Annotated in this window: 16 protein-coding genes; 10 read left to right on the plus strand and 6 right to left on the minus strand. The window is 62.7% G+C overall.

Translation table 11 applies throughout. The features are described 5' to 3' along the window. The first annotated feature begins 9 nt into the window (after positions 1-9). Complete coding sequence (locus PJL15_RS06330) at positions 10-330, plus strand: DUF4192 family protein (protein ID WP_281450343.1); 321 nt, start codon at positions 10-12, stop codon at positions 328-330. A 1,066-nt stretch (positions 331-1,396) separates the two neighbouring features. Here the strand turns inward: PJL15_RS06330 and PJL15_RS06335 are convergent. From PJL15_RS06335 to PJL15_RS06350, 4 genes are read right to left on the minus strand one after another with little or no spacing between them, the layout of a single operon-like run. After that, a complete protein-coding gene (locus PJL15_RS06335; protein WP_281450344.1) occupies positions 1,397-2,218 on the minus strand; it encodes an ATP-binding cassette domain-containing protein in 822 nt (273 codons plus the stop codon). Then, positions 2,215-4,002 carry a dipeptide/oligopeptide/nickel ABC transporter permease/ATP-binding protein gene (locus tag PJL15_RS06340; protein ID WP_281450345.1) on the minus strand — a complete coding sequence of 596 codons (1,788 nt, stop codon included), beginning with the start codon at positions 4,000-4,002 and terminating at the stop codon, positions 2,215-2,217. The genes PJL15_RS06335 and PJL15_RS06340 overlap by 4 nt, the downstream gene beginning before the upstream one ends. Next, entirely contained in the window at positions 3,995-5,041 is a 1,047-nt protein-coding gene (locus PJL15_RS06345; RefSeq protein WP_281450346.1) for an ABC transporter permease, read from the minus strand. Before PJL15_RS06345 ends, PJL15_RS06340 begins: the two co-directional genes overlap by 8 nt. Before the next feature lie 14 nt (positions 5,042-5,055). Beyond that, positions 5,056-6,639, minus strand: coding sequence for an ABC transporter substrate-binding protein (locus PJL15_RS06350; RefSeq protein WP_281450347.1), 1,584 nt, complete (start codon positions 6,637-6,639; stop codon positions 5,056-5,058). A gap of 309 nt (positions 6,640-6,948) precedes the next feature. Between PJL15_RS06350 and PJL15_RS06355 the strand changes: the two genes are divergently transcribed. From PJL15_RS06355 to PJL15_RS06395, 9 genes are all read left to right on the plus strand, one after another. Further along, positions 6,949-7,581 carry an RraA family protein gene (locus PJL15_RS06355; RefSeq protein ID WP_281450348.1) on the plus strand — a complete coding sequence of 211 codons (633 nt, stop codon included), beginning with the start codon at positions 6,949-6,951 and terminating at the stop codon, positions 7,579-7,581. A gap of 52 nt (positions 7,582-7,633) precedes the next feature. Next, positions 7,634-8,983: an MFS transporter gene (locus tag PJL15_RS06360; RefSeq protein WP_281450349.1), complete on the plus strand. Its 1,350-nt coding sequence runs from the start codon at positions 7,634-7,636 to the stop codon at positions 8,981-8,983. Between the two features lie 92 nt (positions 8,984-9,075). Beyond that, positions 9,076-9,879 carry a LamB/YcsF family protein gene (locus PJL15_RS06365; RefSeq protein ID WP_281450350.1) on the plus strand — a complete coding sequence of 268 codons (804 nt, stop codon included), beginning with the start codon at positions 9,076-9,078 and terminating at the stop codon, positions 9,877-9,879. Positions 9,880-9,911: 32 nt separating this feature from the next. Then, entirely contained in the window at positions 9,912-10,685 is a 774-nt protein-coding gene (locus PJL15_RS06370) for a 5-oxoprolinase subunit B family protein (RefSeq protein ID WP_281450351.1), read from the plus strand. Then, positions 10,685-11,713 carry a biotin-dependent carboxyltransferase family protein gene (locus tag PJL15_RS06375; RefSeq protein ID WP_281450352.1) on the plus strand — a complete coding sequence of 343 codons (1,029 nt, stop codon included), beginning with the start codon at positions 10,685-10,687 and terminating at the stop codon, positions 11,711-11,713. Before PJL15_RS06370 ends, PJL15_RS06375 begins: the two co-directional genes overlap by 1 nt. Positions 11,714-11,820: 107 nt before the next feature. Then, positions 11,821-12,618 (plus strand): SDR family oxidoreductase, encoded by a 798-nt coding sequence (locus tag PJL15_RS06380; RefSeq protein ID WP_281450353.1) that lies wholly within the window; start codon positions 11,821-11,823, stop codon positions 12,616-12,618. A gap of 65 nt (positions 12,619-12,683) precedes the next feature. Next, a complete protein-coding gene (locus PJL15_RS06385) occupies positions 12,684-13,853 on the plus strand; it encodes a pyridoxal phosphate-dependent aminotransferase (protein WP_281450354.1) in 1,170 nt (389 codons plus the stop codon). A 4-nt stretch (positions 13,854-13,857) separates the two neighbouring features. Then, positions 13,858-14,460 (plus strand): TetR/AcrR family transcriptional regulator, encoded by a 603-nt coding sequence (locus PJL15_RS06390; RefSeq protein WP_281450355.1) that lies wholly within the window; start codon positions 13,858-13,860, stop codon positions 14,458-14,460. A 28-nt stretch (positions 14,461-14,488) separates the two neighbouring features. Beyond that, a complete protein-coding gene (locus PJL15_RS06395; protein ID WP_281450356.1) occupies positions 14,489-15,076 on the plus strand; it encodes a TetR/AcrR family transcriptional regulator in 588 nt (195 codons plus the stop codon). Between the two features lie 12 nt (positions 15,077-15,088). Here PJL15_RS06395 and PJL15_RS06400 read toward each other — a convergent pair whose 3' ends face one another. Both PJL15_RS06400 and PJL15_RS06405 read right to left on the minus strand, forming a co-directional pair. After that, complete coding sequence (locus PJL15_RS06400; protein WP_281450357.1) at positions 15,089-15,556, minus strand: hypothetical protein; 468 nt, start codon at positions 15,554-15,556, stop codon at positions 15,089-15,091. Then, positions 15,540-15,755, minus strand: a complete 216-nt coding sequence (locus PJL15_RS06405; protein WP_281450358.1) for a hypothetical protein — start codon at positions 15,753-15,755, stop codon at positions 15,540-15,542. The genes PJL15_RS06400 and PJL15_RS06405 overlap by 17 nt, the downstream gene beginning before the upstream one ends. Between the last annotated feature and the right edge of the window lie 21 nt (positions 15,756-15,776).

Genomic DNA, 15,776 nt, shown 5'->3' on the forward strand with positions numbered 1-15,776 from the left:
TCACCCTAGTTGCGTTCCAGTTCCGTATCAACGCACAAGCCCCCTATCAGAACGGCGCAAAGGCCAAGACACAACGCACGCACAAAGGAACAGGACAATGAATGCGCTCACCATCAAAGACCCCGCCGATCTGCTCAGCTTCATCGGGCACACCTAGGGTTCTGGCCCAACGAGAGCCTGGTCTGCATCACCCTGGACAAAGGCAAAGTCGGCGCCACGCTCCGCATTGACCTCCCCCGATACCCCGGAACAGAACTCCCCTACGCCAGGACAGTCAGCAGCTACCTCACAAGCGACACAAGCGCGACGAGCATCGTCTTCGCTCTCTAGACCTCGCACCACGGCGAACCTGGCCAACCGAAGCCGCACGCAGCCACCATCGCCGCACTCACCGGCGTCCTTGCCGAAAACGGCATCACCATACGCGACGGGATCTTCGTCGGTGAGGACACCTACTCCCCCTACGACAGCGAACCCGGACAAGACATCAGCCTGCCCATCAGCACCACCGAATACAGCCGCGTCAACGCCGAATTCATCTACCGCGGCAGCACCATCGAACCCACCAACCGAATCGTCCTCCCTGCACCAGCCCAGGAAGCAGCGCAAGCAATCGCAGTTGATGACCACATGGCCATCATCAGAGCGCTGCCCCCCGGTGTAGCCGCAGAACAAGCCAGCAAACTGTGGTCGACCATGCTGGAGTCAAGCGACTTCCCCAACGACCAAGACTGCACCACGCTCATCGCGAACTTCCAATTCCCCCACATCCGCGACCGGCTCATGGCCGCCATCCCCGGCATCGACGAACCACCCCAACACGTCCTCTTCGCCCAAACCCAGACCGCGCCCAGGTGGTCACGCATCGAATGGGCCCAACAACTCCTCACCCACACCTACACGCTCACCAGCCCCGAGCACGCAGCACCCATCCTCACCACCATCGGCTACACATCAACTGGTGGGAAGGCTGAGGATCCAAAGCACACCAATACCTCCAACTCGCCCTCGACACCGACCCCGGCTACCGCGTCGCAGGCCTCACCGACCACATGCTCGGCGCCGGCAACATCGCCGGCTGGAACACCAACAAAGACACCGCCTACAAAACCCGACTCGATATGCCCTAACCGGGTGAGCCCACTCGCGCCTTTCGGACCTGATTGGGCGGTGGAGTCCCCTCTTACGGTCCGCGGGGTAACGGTTACCATCGAGCCGCCAGTCCGCCGCTGCATCTCCCTGAGCTCCTTGGCTACTTCTCGGAGAGCGCGCTCACGGGTTCCAAGATCCTGGCTCGGACCTGCAGAGTCGTTCCTGCCCTGCCTCGGAAACCCGCTTGAAGAAGTTACAGCGTCAGCAAGAGGATCGCGGAATAGACCGCCACCTACGTCCTGCTTCAAACTACGGCCACCCTCCGTTCCCCAATATCAAACCCAGGCCCTCCCGGCACAGAGTCAATAAGGTGCCGGGTGTACGGATGCTGGGGATTGCCGTAAACAGCATCCACGTCACCGTGTTCCACCACCTCGCCGTGGAACAGGACAAGGATTTCATCGCTGACGTGGTGCACAACGTCCAGGTCGTGCGAGATGAAGGCCATGGTGAGATCCAGTTCCTTCCGGAGCCGGCCGATCAGGTTCAGTATTTCGGCCTGCACCGAGAGGTCCAAGGCAGACGTGATCTCGTCGGCGATGATCAGCTTCGGCTGCACTGCCAATGCGCGGGCAATAGCGATGCGTTGCCGCTGTCCGCCGGAAAACTCGTGCGGATAGCGTTCGGCCACTTCAGGATCCAGACGGATGGTTGAGAGCCAGTAGGAGATCTTCTCACTGTGTTCCTTAGGGTTGGCCCGCAGGGGGTCGATCGCCTCGGCAAGAGTTTGCCCGATTGTCCGCCGGGGGTTGAGTGAGGAGTATGGATCCTGGGGCACCATCTGCACGGCTCGCCGCATTCGGCGGTGCTCGGCTCCAGACATTTTCGTCACGTCCCGGCCGGAGAACGAGATCACTCCGTCGCTCGGCTTCACCAGCCCCACGACGGCCTTGGCCATCGTGGATTTTCCCGAACCGGATTCCCCCACGATGCCCAGGGTTTTGCCTGCGTGGATACTGGCATTGACCCCCTTGAGAACAGTTGCGGCCGAACGTCCGGAACCGAAGGTGACCTTGACGTCCCTAAGTTCCAACACGGGCTGATTCTGAGTGATTGCAGCGCTCATTTAGCGGTCTCCTTGGTGCCCGTGCCATTGGTGCCGTCCCCGCCGGCGGCGGCGGAGGCGTCGTCGAAAACTTCATCCAGGGCGAAGTCCTTCGCCGAAACGGTGACAAGCTCGGCCTTGCGTTCGGCAATGGACGGCGTCGCTGCCAAAAGCGCCTTCGTGTACGGGTGCTTGACCTTCCCGGCGGCAAGTTCTTCGCCGGTGAGTCGTTCCAGGATCTTGCCACCGTTCATCACGATGACTTTGTCGCATAGCGCCTGGACCACGCCGATGTCGTGCGAGATGAACAGCATGGCTGTGCCCATTTCGCGGTTGATGGTGCGGAACTGACGAAGCACGTCGGCTTGGACAGTAACGTCCAGCGCGGTGGTGGGTTCGTCCGCGATGATCAAACGGGGGTCCGTCACCAGTGTGGAGGCGATCATGGCGCGCTGCAGCATGCCTCCGGAGAGCTCATGCGGGTGCTGCTTCATACGTTTCTCCGGCTGCGTGATTCGGATGTCCGCCAGAGCCTTGACCATCCGCCCGAATGCAGTTGTACGCGACTGCCCCAGATGGACGCGGCTGACTTCGGTCAGCTGCGATCCGATGCGCAGGGCGGGATTGAAGCTGGTTCCCGGATCCTGGTAGACGAGGCCGATAGATGTAGCCAGTGTCCGGGGGTTGTTCTTCTTCAGGAGGTTTAGCTCGCCCAGGCGCATGGTCTTTGCACTGACACCGAGTTCCTCCGGCAGAAGCCCCGCGATGGACATGGCAGTGAGGGACTTTCCAGACCCGGACTCCCCCACCAAGCCCACCACTTCGCCTGCGTGGATGCTGAGTGAAACACCTTTGACCAGCGGAACGCCCGACGGCGTGCTGACGGTCAAGTTGTCCACCTCCACCAGGGCTTCGGAGTCGGCCCGCATGGATGCAGGGATCTCGGACGCCTTGCGGAGGCTGCCAAACTTCCGGCCTCCGCGCGGATCGGTTGCTGCGGCGAGGCCGTCTCCGATCAGCATGGCGCTGAGTCCGGTAATGGTGATCATGATCGAAGGCATCACTGCCTGAAGAGGCTGCGAGTAGATGTTTACGAGGGCCTCGTTCAGGAGCCGACCGAAGTCGTACTCGGGGTTTTGCACGCCAAGTCCTATGAAGGACAGGCTGGACAGGTCGATCAACGTGGTGGCGAAGACCGTGGCGGTCAACACCAGGAGCGGCTCGGCCATGTTCGGCAGCAGATGCCGCGTGATGATGTGAGGTCCCGAGACACCCAACAAGCGCGCCGTTGACACGTAGTTACGCTGGGAAATCGAGGCCGCCATGTTGGCGGTCAGACGCGCGAACGCCGGGATGCTGGCGATGGAAATGGCCAGCACTGCGGACCACGTGCCTTGTCCCAGGATGGCGGCGATCAGCAGCGAGAAGATGAGGCTCGGGTAGGCGACCGCCGCCTCGATGACCCGCAGCACGGCGGCACGGATGCGACGCGGGGCCAGCCAGACAGCGGTACCGATCGCGATGCCGGCGATGACGGCGATCGCCGTGGTTGCCGCCGTCATGAGTAGTGTCAGGCGGGTCGCGACCAGTGACCGTGCCAGAACGTCGCGGCCAAAGTCGTCAGTCCCCAGCCAGTGCTCGGCGCTTGGTCCCTGGGATGCCTGCGGCGTTAGTTTCTCGGCAGCTTCGGAAAGGAACAGCGGTGCCAGCAAAGCGGTGAGGATCATGACCGACATCATGACAATGCCGACAATCAGTCCGCTGGTCCAACGGAAACGGCGGCGGGGGCGGGCTGTCTCAGCCATTGGACTTTCCTCCGAGCGTACGGGGGTCGATGAGGCCGAGGATGATGTCGACCAGGAGGTTGAGGACGATCGCCAGGAAGCCCAGGACCAGGATGATGCCTTGGATTACGGGGTAGTCCTTGTTGACGATCGCCGTGACGATCTCCCGCCCAAGTCCGGGCCAGTTGAAGACGTTTTCGACAATGATGGCGCCCCCGAGCATGCCGGCCAGGATCAGACCTGCGAGCGTCAGCGCGGTGGTGAGGAGGTTCGGCAGGGCATGGCGGGCGTAGAGGCGCAGTGAAGGCAACCGCCAGCCGCGGGCTGTCCTCAAGTAGTCCTGTTCCAAAACTGTTGATGTCTCGCGGCGCACAACGCGGGCGATCGAACAAATTGGTGCGATCGAAAGGCCAATGACCGGCAGGATGAGCGCGCTCAGCGAGGCCGCCCCGGCGGCGGGCAGGACCTTCAGGATGATGGCGAACACCACCACGAGCATCGTGGAAACGACATACTGCGGCACAGCTTGGAATAAGCCTGTCAGCATCCCGAAGGACACATCGAGCCACTTCTTGCGGCCTCCACGGGTCAGGATGCCCACGAGCATTCCGGCAGGTACGGAGACCAGAAGCACCAGGATGATGCCGAGAACCGCGAGCTCCGCGGTGAAGGGCAGTTTAGTGGCAATGATCTGGGAAACGGAGGTGCTGTAGGCGAAGGACTCCCCCAAATCGCCGGTGAAAAGTCCACCCACGTAATGGAAGAACTGGATGTAGAGGGGGTCGTTAAGGCCAAGACTGTTGCGGATCGCCTCGATCTGTTCGGTGGTGGCGTCCGCTCCCGCCACGGCCACGGCGGGGTCACCCGGGATGAGCGGAACCATGAAGAAGGTCACGACGACGAGCAGGGCGACGGAGAGGAGGACACCGCCGGCGCGGCGTAGGGCGTAGTCGGCCCAGGGTGAAAGGCTCAGGGCCCGGCCCCGGGGGCCTTTGGTGGCCCCCGGGGTTTGGCTCTCAAGGATCTGTACTTCCTTGGAGAGCATCGTTGGTTCAGTCATCGTGAAACCTTTGCTTACTTGGTGATACGCAGGGTGGCGTAGTCGACAATTCCCGAGGGCGCCTGGATGGAGAACCCTGAGCGCTGCGCGACAATCTGCGGCTCGCCCACGAACGGCACGATGTCGTTATCGCTCAAGATGCTCTTCTGTGCTTTGGTGTAAGCCTCGCAACGTGCCTTGTCATCCGTAGCTGACTGGGCAGTGGCGATGTCGGCCAGGATGTCTGCATTTTCGCCACCACCGATGTTGCGGCCGCCCTTCTCCGTGGGAACGCCCGCGATGCGGGTCAGCGACGCCGCCACCGTCCCGACGAAGTTGGCGTCACCTTGGACCGTCAGATCCCAGGTTTCGGGTTTGGTCTGGGTCATAGTGGCCCAAGTTCCGTTGTCCACAAGCTGGAGGTCCACAGTTGCCCCTGCCGCACGGAGCGCCTCCTGGACGTAAGTGCTGCCTGCTCCGTTCGGGCCGATGCTGGTGGTGCCAACCATCTTGAAGGTCTTGCCCGCGAGGACGGCCTTGGCAGCTTCGGCGTCTTCCTTGGTGAGGCTCGAATTGTCCGGAAGGGCACAAGGGACGGTGGGCGCGACGATCGAGTTGTACGTGATGCCCTTGCCAGCGTAGGCAGCAGCGTTGAAAGCCTGCTGGTTCATGAGCTGGGCTACGGCCTTGCGCAGCGCGGGGTCGGTAAACGGGCTGCCTTCACGCTGGTTGAACAGCAGGAAGATCCCGGCGAACGGCACGGTGGTTACGGCGTAGTCCTTGTTGCCTTCAAAGCGCTGGACGTCGGCGGGTGCGATGTCGGAGACGTCCATTTCACCTGTCAGCAACTGATTGGCCACGGTGGTCTTGTTGACCCCGGGGAAGAAGCGGACGGTCTTGGCAGGAGTCCCTTCCAGCGGCTTGGAGTATGTCGGCCACGCCTTGTAGTCATCACGCAGTGTCATGTCGTAGCTGACGCCGTGGCTGGATTTCGTCAGTGTGTAGGGGCCGGAGAAGGCGCCCTTGACCGTGCCCTTTGCGAGTCCGTCAAGGTCAGCCAGTCCGGCGGGGCAAATAATGCCGGTCTGAGCCAACGTCAGGCCACCGATGAGTTCGGACCATGGCTGAGCGAGCTTGATGTCTACGGTGCCGGCGGCGTCGTCGCCGGTAATGGTGGGTTGGCCGGGGCCAAAGACGAGCTTGCCGAAGTTGTTCTTGGTGGCTGGGTCGGCGAAGTAACTGAGGGACTTAGCCACGATGGTGGGCGTAATGGCAGTTCCGTCCGCACACGCAGCGTCTTTGCGGATGGTCAGTGTGGCCTCAGTTGCGGTGTTCTTCCAATCGGTGGCCAGGCCGCCAATGAACTTCCCGTCGGCGTCCCGACGAACCACCGTATCGAACAGAAAACGGGCGACTTCGTAGTCATCCTTCGCATTGGCCTTGGCAGCGTTGAACGTTGTGGGGTCAGCGTTGAGGGCGGTCCGGATAGTGTCCGTAGACATCGTCCCACCGGTACTGCCGCCCGTGGAAGACTGGCCGCCTGTGGTGCAGCCGGTCAAAAGGAAAGCGGCAGCGGTGGCAGCAGCCGCCGCGGCCATAAGAGTGGATCGTCCTTGCATGAGGGTGAGCCTCCTGGTCGCCTCCGGAGTGCCTCGCCATGCGGATGCGAGCGCATCTGGCGAAGGATCCTGAAGAGTCTGATCTGCGATAAGTTTCGCGAATGAGAAGAGTTTCTCTAATTGCCCTCAGTAAGTCAACGCTTTTTTGTGAGTTCTCACACACGAGACTCCAGCCACGCCGATGTTTTACACATCGGAAACAACGGGGCTTGACGAATGCGGAATAAAACGCGAAACTTTTCTCATATGTGATTGACGTCTCAAGGCGTACAGCTCATCCGATACCCGCAGCAACCAAAGGTGGAACCCATGGCAACGACTCTCGAGCTCACCGTCCGCAAGGCACAGTGGACCCGGCCCCCTCGGGAACTGGTCCGTGCCTTCGAGGCCTTCCCCGTGGCCAACATTGGCGATGCCATGGAACGCCTCGGCCTGGTGGACGGCAACATCAACCCCGTCTGGGCGGGCGCCCACTGCGTCGGTTCGGCACTGACTGTGCTGGGCGCGGCAGGCGACAACGCAGCCGTCATCGAGTCCCTGAACTACATCGAACCCGGAGACGTCATCGTGATCAACGGCTTCGGCCACGAGCACCGCGCCCTGGTTGGCGAACAACTCTCCCAGCGTTTCGAAGCGGCCGGCGCCACCGGAGCGATTATCGATGGCTACATTCGCGACCGCGCAACCATCACCGAGATCAAGTTCCCGGTCTTCGCACGTGGGACCACCCCTGCAGGCCCGTTCAAAAACGGACCCGGCGTGATCGGCGAGCCGGTCGCCATCGGCGGCATTGTCTGCTCCGCCGGTGACATCGTCGCCGCCGACGATGACGGCGTCGTCATCATCCCCCAGGCCCGCGCGGCCGAAATCCTGGAACTGGTGAAGGCTGTGGCAGTCCACGAGGCCGAAATGACCGCCGAGATCACCCGCGAATACAGCTAGTCCTCCCCCTGTTCCCTCCAACGGGACCCCGCTTAGACTGAGAGAACCCGCAATGACTCACACATCGACGGAATCAGTGGAACTGAACACCGCTCAAATAATGGTCGTCACAGCTGACGGCAAGATGGTGCGCAAGGCGACGATCGCCGGCACCATGGGCTCCTTCGTGGAGTGGTACGACTACGGCATCTACGGGCTCTTGACCACGTACCTGGCCATCAACATCATGGGCTCCAAGGACATCGGTTCCTTACTGCTCACCAACGTAGGCTTCCTGGTCAGCTTCCTGGCACGCCCGTTCGGCAGTGTCATCTGCGGGTACCTCGGCGACAAGCTCGGACGCAAGAACCTGCTCTCCATTTTGCTGCTCCTCATCTCGGGCGCCACCGCCTGTATCGGCCTCATCCCGTCCTCCACCGTCATTGGCTGGGCAGCACCTGCCCTGCTCATCCTCTTCCGGATCCTCCAGGGTTTCTCCGCCGGCGGCGAAGTGGCAGGCGCCATGGCGTTTGTGGGCGAATACGCGCACAACAAGCACCGCAACTACTCCATGAGTTTCATTGCAGTGGGTTCATTCTGCGCCCTGTTGTTCGGCAGCGGATTCTCGGCAGTCCTCATTACAACCCTGGGCGATGCCACCATGGAATCCTGGGCCTGGCGGATCCCGTTCCTTTTCGCCCTCCCACTGGGATATGTGGGCTACTACATCCGCTCCAAGATGGAAGACACCCCGCACTTCGCAGCCCTGCGTGAGCGCAACGAGGTGGAACGCAACCCGCTGCGCGCGGTCTTCACCTCCAAGAGGCACCTCAAGGCAATCGCCCTCACCATCTTCCTGCCCGCGCTGAACGGCCCCGGCTATTACCTGCTGTTCGCCTACATGCCCACCTACCTCAAAACCCAGCTAGGCAGCGGACACAACTTCTCCATGGTCCAGGCGCTGCTGGTAACCGCCGTAAGCCTGGTCGCCATCATCATCTCGATTCCCCTGATGGCGCGCCTCTCGGACCGCATTGGCCGCAAGCCGGTTTTGGCACTGTCAGCCGTCCTGATGGCGCTGGTTTCCTTCCCGATGTTCGCCATGATCACCACGGGCAACATGGGCCTGGCCTGCGTCGCCACCGTGGTCATGGCCATCGCGTTCTCGGGCCACGCAGCGGTGGTGCACACGGTACTGACTGAAATGTTCCCCACCACGGTTCGCTACAGCGCCTACAGCATCGGCTTCAGCATCAGCACCATCATCTTCGGTGGCAGCGCCCCGCTGGTCATGACTGAGATCATCAAGGCCACCGGCAACAGCATGGTTCCGGCGTTCGCCTCGATCGGCACGGCCGTCATCACCCTGGTTTCGGTTTACTTCCTGAAGGAAACCAAGGGCCAACCGCTGGCCACCCACTAACAAAACCAGTACGACGGCGGCCTGCCGCCATTGCCGGCAAGCCGCCGTCGTTGGACCATAAAGCACCACAACAAGAATCATTGGGAGTCACTTTGGGCATCAACTCAGTCGCCGTCGTTGCAGACCTCGGCGAAAGCTACGGAAACTACACCATCGGCGACGACGACGCCCTCCTCGGCTTGGTCACCGCCTCCAACATCGCCTGCGGCTTCCACGCCGGAGACCCCCGCGTCATGGACGCCACGGTCAAAGCCTGCGTCGAACGGGGCATTGAACTGGGCGCACACCCCGGCTACCCGGACCTGGTGGGATTCGGCCGCCGCCTGATCGAAGCCAGCGAAGAAGAAATCCGCACCGACGTGCTCTACCAGATCGGAGCCTTGGACGCCTTTGCTCGCATTCACGGCGGCAAGATCAGCCACGTGGCCCCGCACGGCCGCATGGGCAGCATTGCCCAGACCGATGCCAAGCACGCCCGAGCCATCACCGACGCCATCAAAGCCTACGATCCCTCCTACATCGTGATCTGCCAGAACGGTCTGCTCGCCGACGAGTCACGCAAGCGCGGCCTGGAAGTGGGCTACGTTTTCCTGGCTGACCGCGGCTACGGCGAGGACGGCATGCCCGTATCCCGCAACACCGAAGGCGCGCTGCTCCACGACCCCGAGGAGATCGGACGCCGCGTGGTCCAGGTGGTGACTGAAGGAACGGTTCGCGCCGTCACGGGGAAGGTTGTGCCGCTCGGCCACGATGCCGACGTCGTCCTCCTCCACGGCGACCACCCGCAGGTCCTTCAGAACGGTACCGCCCTCCGTGCGGCTCTTGAAAAGGCGGGCGTCAAAGCCACCGGCCTGCAGGAAGTCCTGGCCGAGAAGGCCAAGCTCGCCACCGTCTGACCCCTTTTCGACGAACTACAAGCCAAGGACACATGAGCACGCAACCAGCGCCCGGACCTCAGCTGAGCCAGCAATCGAACGCCGCAGCGATCAAAGCGGTACCGTTCGGGGACTCGGCACTCATGGTCAGTGTTTTCTCGGACGACTCCGGGGAACGCCAGGAGGGAAGCCGGAAGCTGCGCGAGCTGCTGCTGGATGTGCGGCCCCAGGGCTTGCTTGATGTGGTGGCTGGCGTTGATTCCGTCCTGGTGGAGTTCGACAACCTTGCAGTCAGCCACGGCCAACTTGCGCAAACCATCCGGTTGGCCGTAGCAGGCGGCTTCGGGGACAACGATGGCGCGCATGCAGGCATGCACTTTGTCATACCCATGGTGGTCAACCAAACCTTTGCCCCGGACCTTGCCGATGTCGCTGCCGAACTCGGTATCAGCCCCGAGGCGGTCCTGGGACACGTCGAGGACTCGGTACTGAACATCAACCTGCTCGCCTCTGCCATGGCACCAATGATGGGACGCGTCCAATTCCCTGGCCAGGTCAGCCGCTGCAAGGAACCCCGGACCAACGTGGACCCGGGCTCGGTGATGGTGGCAGGCAACAACGCCATCATCCAGCCGTTCCCGGGACCCACTGGCTGGAAGGTCATTGGCCGTACACCCCTGGTCATCTGCGACATCCGCGAGAACCCGCCCACCTCCTACAGCCCAGGCGATACCGTCCGCTTCAAGGTCGTCCCGGAGAGTGAATGGGAGCGCCTTGAAGGGCGCTTCCTGAGGACCGACTCGTACACCATCGAAGGAGCCCACTGATGCCGGCGGCCGAGCGGACCATCACGTTGAAAGTCCGGGAATCTGCCTGGCTCGCCACCTTCCAGGACCTAGGGCGGGAAGGATCCGAGGCCTTGGGCGTCCCCTGCGGCGGGGCCGCGGACCAGCACTCAGCGGCGGTAGCCAACATCCTGGTCGGCAATCCGCGATCGGCCACGTCAGTGGAAATCATGGGCGGCAGGTTCTCCTTCACCACCTCCAAGCCCCTGCTGATCGCTGTGACCGGCGCACCTGCCGATGTCACGGTCAATGGCAGCAAAGTGTCCATGTGGGAACCGGTCTGTGTCCCGGCGAAGGGCAGGGTGGTGGTAGCCAACGCCCGTGGCGGCATGCGGAACTATCTCGCCTTCAGCGGCACCCTGGTTACCGAACAGTTCATGGGCAGCGCCGCACCGGAAGCCCGGATGGGCTTCCCGCAGCAGATTACAGCGGGTCAGCACCTTGAACTGCGGACCTCCTACGCCGGCTTCGAACACCCATATCTCACCCAGCCCCTGTTCAGGCTTCCGGTACCCATTCCGTCATTTGAGCAATCCCTGTGGTCAATCGACATTGTTGAAGGTCCGGAGACAGACGCGGCCGTAGGAATCCGGGAATTACTGGCCTCCCGCGAGTACACCGTGACGGCGAAATCCAACCATGTCGGCCTCCGGCTGGATGGTCCCGTGGTACACCCTGACGGACTCGGCGAAATCGTGTCCCACGGAGTTCCGATCGGCGCTTTCGAGATCCCGCACGGCGATGAACTCATCATCTTGGGACGGTACCGAACGCTCACCGCGGGCTACCCGATCGTCGCCTTCGCCACCAAGGCATCCCTGCCCCTGCTAGGGCAAGCGCGTCCGGGCCAGCGGATGACATTCCGGTGGGTCACCCAGGAACAAGCCGTGGATCGCCAGCACGAGGCCCAACGCTTGCTCAACGTCCTCGAGTCCAGGGTCCAGAGCCTTTTCGGTGCCATCGACCTTCCGCATTATTCGCGAGCGGTCCCGGCCCGGGCGGCAGCATGAATACCCCCAAGCCAAAGCACTTGACCAGCACGTATATTACATGAGAAACTTTTCGCATATGTGACACCAATCTCACGAACATCCACGAACTCGAGGGAACGAAAACCATGGGACTTCTTCAAGGCAAGGTCGCCGTTATCACCGGCGCAGGAACCGGCATGGGCCGCTCCACAGCGGAACTGCTGGCGGCCGAAGGAGCGCAGGTGGTTCTGGTAGGCCGGCGGCTGTCCGTTCTGGAGGAAGTCGCCGCGTCGATCAAGAACGACGGCGGCACTGTCCATGCGCGGGCCGCTGACATCGCTTCCAAGGACGACGTTGACGCCCTGGTGTCATGGGTCAGCGAGACTGTTGGTCCGGTGGACATCCTGGTTAACAACGCCGGCAGCGCCAGCAAGGTCCTGAATGTCCGATGGATCAGCCAGGAGGAATGGAATGACGTCCTGGACGTCAACCTCAATGCTGTCTACCTCCTGACCCAGGCCGTCCTGCCGGGCATGCTGGCCCGCAACACAGGTACCATCATCACCGTTTCCTCGCTCGCAGCCGTGAACCCCAACCTCCTGGGCGGCGCAGCATACGGCGCCGCGAAAGCCGCCGTCCGGAACTTCATGACCTATCTGCACAACACCTTCCGCAACGACGGGTTGCGCGCCATCACCATCCTTCCCGGCGAAACGGCAACTCCCATCCTGGACAACCGGGCCCGGCCACCGAAGGCCGAGGAACGCGACGCCATGGTCCAGCCTGAGGACGTTGCCCGCGCCATCCACCTCGTGGCCACCTTGCCGCAACGCACGGTTGTCCAGGAACTGGTGATCGCACCCACCCGGCAGCGCGATACCTCCGGAGACATCGAAATCAGCCGCTGGACCGGAGCGCCCGCGGAAGAGATCCCCCGTCCATGAAGCGCCGGAACCACTACCCGACCGGCCGAGCCGCCACCCTTCCCACGACCCGAAGCAGGACCGTCATGACTCTTGAACCATCCACCGCCGTCGCCGCCTTCCAGCCTTCCGAGGCCGTGCTGCGGGTGCAGCGCACATCGCTGCGCGTCCAGCAGCCCCAGTCCAAGGGCGACCTCGTCTCGCTGGCCATGGGCGAACCGGACTTTGACACCCCCGAACAGGTGCGCGCGGCCGCTGCCCGCGCCCTGGAAGAAGGTCACACCCACTACTCGCCGTTGCTCGGCGAGCTGGTGCTTCGCGAGGAGCTGGCTGCCCGTATCGGCCAGCTCCTCGGCGAAGTGGCCAGCTCCAGCGACGTGCTCATCACCCAGGGCGGAACAGCCGGACTGTCCGCCGCCATTCTCGGCATCGTCAACCCCGGGGACAAGGTAGTCATCCCGGATCCCACCTATTCGCTCTACGCGGACCTGGTAAGCATGGCGGGCGGCACCACTGTGCCCGTCCCACTGGCCGCGGACCTGCACTGGGACCTCGAAGCCTTGGCCACCGCCCTGGAAGGCGCCAAGATGTTCGTCTTCTGCAACCCGTCGAACCCCACAGGGATCGTCCATTCCCGCGAAGAGCTGGAAGCGTTGGCAGACATGGTGGCCGGCACCGACACGCTGGTGCTTTCCGATGAGGCCTACAGCGACCTCGTGTACACGCAGGAACCCTTCACGTCCGCCCTGGAAATCCCCGGGCTGGCCGGCCGCACCATCTATTGCCAGACTTTCTCCAAGAGCTACGCGATGACCGGCTGGCGCGTGGGCTACCTCTGGGGTCCCTCGGATGTCATTGCCTCGGCTGCACGGGTCCACAACACCTTCAACGGCTCCATGAATACCGCCGTCCAGTTGGCCGCCCTGACGGCGCTCCAGACGTGCGGTCCGGACATCGAGCGCATGCACGCCTCCTACGCCGTCCGCCGCGAGCTGATGTTCGAGGGCTTGGCCAAGATTCCCGGGCTGACGGTCAGTTCCCCGGAAGGTGCGTTCTACCTCTTCCCCAAGTACGACGTCGACATGCCGGCAGCCCAGATGGTGGCGCACCTGAGGGAGTTCGGCGTGGCGGTCCGCCCCGGCAGCGAGTTCGGCCGGAACGGTGAACACCATCTGCGCCTCTCCTATGCCGCCAGCGCTGAGGCCATCACGGCCGGCGTCGAGCGTATTGCGGCCGGACTCGCGGCACTGAAGTAGCCCCATGACAGTTCTCGATCCCCCGGCGGGGCTGCGCATGGATATGCAGCGGAACCGGATGGCGTTGGTGGACGCGGCCGGCCGGCTCTTTGGAGCCGGCCGTTCGGCTACGATGACCGAAATCGCCGCCGAAGCCGGGATCTCCTCGGCCACGGCCTACCGCCACTTCGCCTCCGTGGAAGACGTGCTTGCCGCGTACCGCTTCGAGGTAGGCCAGGAACTCCTGGAGTTCAGCCGCATCCAGTGCTCCGAAGGGATGGAGCTCCTGACAGCAGTGTGCACCAAATGGGTGGAGCTGGTGGTCCAGCACGGTGAGTCGATGGTCCATACCCGCTCTGCCGAGGGCTACCTTGCCCGCGTGCGTGCGGGGGCCTACTACCTGACCGTTCAGGCCGAAGCGCTGGAGCGGCCCCTGGAAGAAGCGTCCCGGGCATTGGGAATCCAGCACCCTGGCGACGAAGCACTTTTCCTGTGGAACAGCTTCTTCGACCCCCGCGAAATCTATGACCTGATCCGTACTCTGGACCTTACAGCCGCCCAGGTCTCCGCCCGTCTGGTCAGGACTTACACGGCGGCCCTGACAGGCTGGTCCACATCCAGGTCCTAAGCTATGAGGTGAGGAAAGGGTGCCATCAATGCGTAGCGACACACAACGCAACCGCCGTCAATTGGTCAAAGCCGCGGGACAGCTTTTCGCGTCACGCCGCGGAACCATCAGCATGACTGATGTGGCCAAGCACGCGGAGATCTCAACCGCTACGGCGTACCGGCATTTTGCGTCAGTTGAAGACATCCTTGCCGAATACCGGTTCGGGGTCGGTGAAAAGCTGCGCGACTACAGTTTGAAGCAGCAGGAGATGTCCGGCGTCGAGCTTTTAAGTGCCGTTAGCCGCAAATGGGTGGATCTCGTTACGCGTCACGGTGGAGCGATGCTCTACACCCGTTCCGGCGAGGGTTATCTTGCCCGCCTGCGCACTGGAGCCTTCTACCTCACCGTCCAGGCTGATGCGCTGGAGCGCCCCTTGCGGGAAGCCTGCGAAGAACTGGGACTGCCTCCCATCGGCGACGAAGCGATGTTCCTTTGGAACATCCTCTTTGACCCCCGCGAAATCCTGGACCTCATCAACACGGTGGGACTCACCAAGGATCAGGCGACAAGCCGGCTCATCGCCGCACTCAAGGGTGCGCTTGCCGGTTGGAGCGAGGACCGCGAGCGGGCGTAGGCCGCAACGCGGTCAGCGGGTTAGTTCACGGATCCGATCGGTCGGCAACGCTGTAAGGGCCGCGGCCCGGAAAACGTCCAGTCGGCCGGATTCGAGTCCTTCCATGACGTCGTCGCGGAGCCTCCGGATGCACTCATCCTTCTCCTCCAGCGCCGCGGCGAGTTGACGGACGGTAGCGGTTAGTCCGGCGAGGTGCCACTGGTGCTGGGCCCCTGAGTAGTGGAGTTCCTGGTAGGCACCTGCAAGCCTTTTGACGTCTGCTGCCCTGATTCCCACCACCTCGGCGACGGCTGCAAGCGGAACCTTGTCTGCCAAGGCTGTTGCGATGGCCTCGTTGCGACGACCCAGCAGTGAGCGTACGTGACTGTCAATGCGTGCCCGCGTCACCCGTGACTGCGAGAGTCGCAGCTCCAACCGGCCGAGGCTGGGCTTCGCCGGGGTGATGCGGCGACGCGGGCGGGCTTCAGCTACGTAGGTCATGGCGCGTCAGGCCTTGGACCAACTGCCAGTCAACTGCCGAATCGCCGTGGGTCGGCATGATGCTGCCCTCGAGCACGCGCTTGCTGTGCCCGGTTTCGCCGGCAGGGGCCCAGATGCCACTGACCGGGCAATGGCTTCCCGTACCGGCAACGAAAAGGCTGCGGCGCGGTGCTGCAGGTTGTCCAACAATGCTCAACATCTCATGCCTCCGACGCTGGGG

This window comes from Paenarthrobacter nitroguajacolicus, from assembly GCF_029952445.1.
In the GTDB taxonomy this organism is placed as follows: Bacteria; Actinomycetota; Actinomycetes; order Actinomycetales; family Micrococcaceae; genus Arthrobacter; species Arthrobacter nitroguajacolicus_B.

Bases quoted from the DNA above. Each gene is read 5' to 3' on its own strand.
- PJL15_RS06405 (WP_281450358.1), bottom strand. From the start codon at position 15,755: ATGTTGAGCATTGTTGGACAACCTGCAGCACCGCGCCGCAGCCTTTTC.
- PJL15_RS06395 (WP_281450356.1), top strand. From the start codon at position 14,489: ATGCGTAGCGACACACAACGCAACCGCCGTCAATTGGTCAAAGCCGCG.
- PJL15_RS06355 (WP_281450348.1), top strand. From the start codon at position 6,949: ATGGCAACGACTCTCGAGCTCACCGTCCGCAAGGCACAGTGGACCCGG.
- PJL15_RS06400 (WP_281450357.1), bottom strand. From the start codon at position 15,556: ATGACCTACGTAGCTGAAGCCCGCCCGCGTCGCCGCATCACCCCGGCG.
- PJL15_RS06340 (WP_281450345.1), bottom strand. From the start codon at position 4,002: ATGGCTGAGACAGCCCGCCCCCGCCGCCGTTTCCGTTGGACCAGCGGA.
- PJL15_RS06380 (WP_281450353.1), top strand. From the start codon at position 11,821: ATGGGACTTCTTCAAGGCAAGGTCGCCGTTATCACCGGCGCAGGAACC.
- PJL15_RS06350 (WP_281450347.1), bottom strand. From the start codon at position 6,639: ATGCAAGGACGATCCACTCTTATGGCCGCGGCGGCTGCTGCCACCGCT.
- PJL15_RS06335 (WP_281450344.1), bottom strand. From the start codon at position 2,218: ATGAGCGCTGCAATCACTCAGAATCAGCCCGTGTTGGAACTTAGGGAC.
- PJL15_RS06370 (WP_281450351.1), top strand. From the start codon at position 9,912: ATGAGCACGCAACCAGCGCCCGGACCTCAGCTGAGCCAGCAATCGAAC.
- PJL15_RS06385 (WP_281450354.1), top strand. From the start codon at position 12,684: ATGACTCTTGAACCATCCACCGCCGTCGCCGCCTTCCAGCCTTCCGAG.
- PJL15_RS06360 (WP_281450349.1), top strand. From the start codon at position 7,634: ATGACTCACACATCGACGGAATCAGTGGAACTGAACACCGCTCAAATA.
- PJL15_RS06375 (WP_281450352.1), top strand. From the start codon at position 10,685: ATGCCGGCGGCCGAGCGGACCATCACGTTGAAAGTCCGGGAATCTGCC.
- PJL15_RS06345 (WP_281450346.1), bottom strand. From the start codon at position 5,041: ATGACTGAACCAACGATGCTCTCCAAGGAAGTACAGATCCTTGAGAGC.
- PJL15_RS06390 (WP_281450355.1), top strand. From the start codon at position 13,858: ATGACAGTTCTCGATCCCCCGGCGGGGCTGCGCATGGATATGCAGCGG.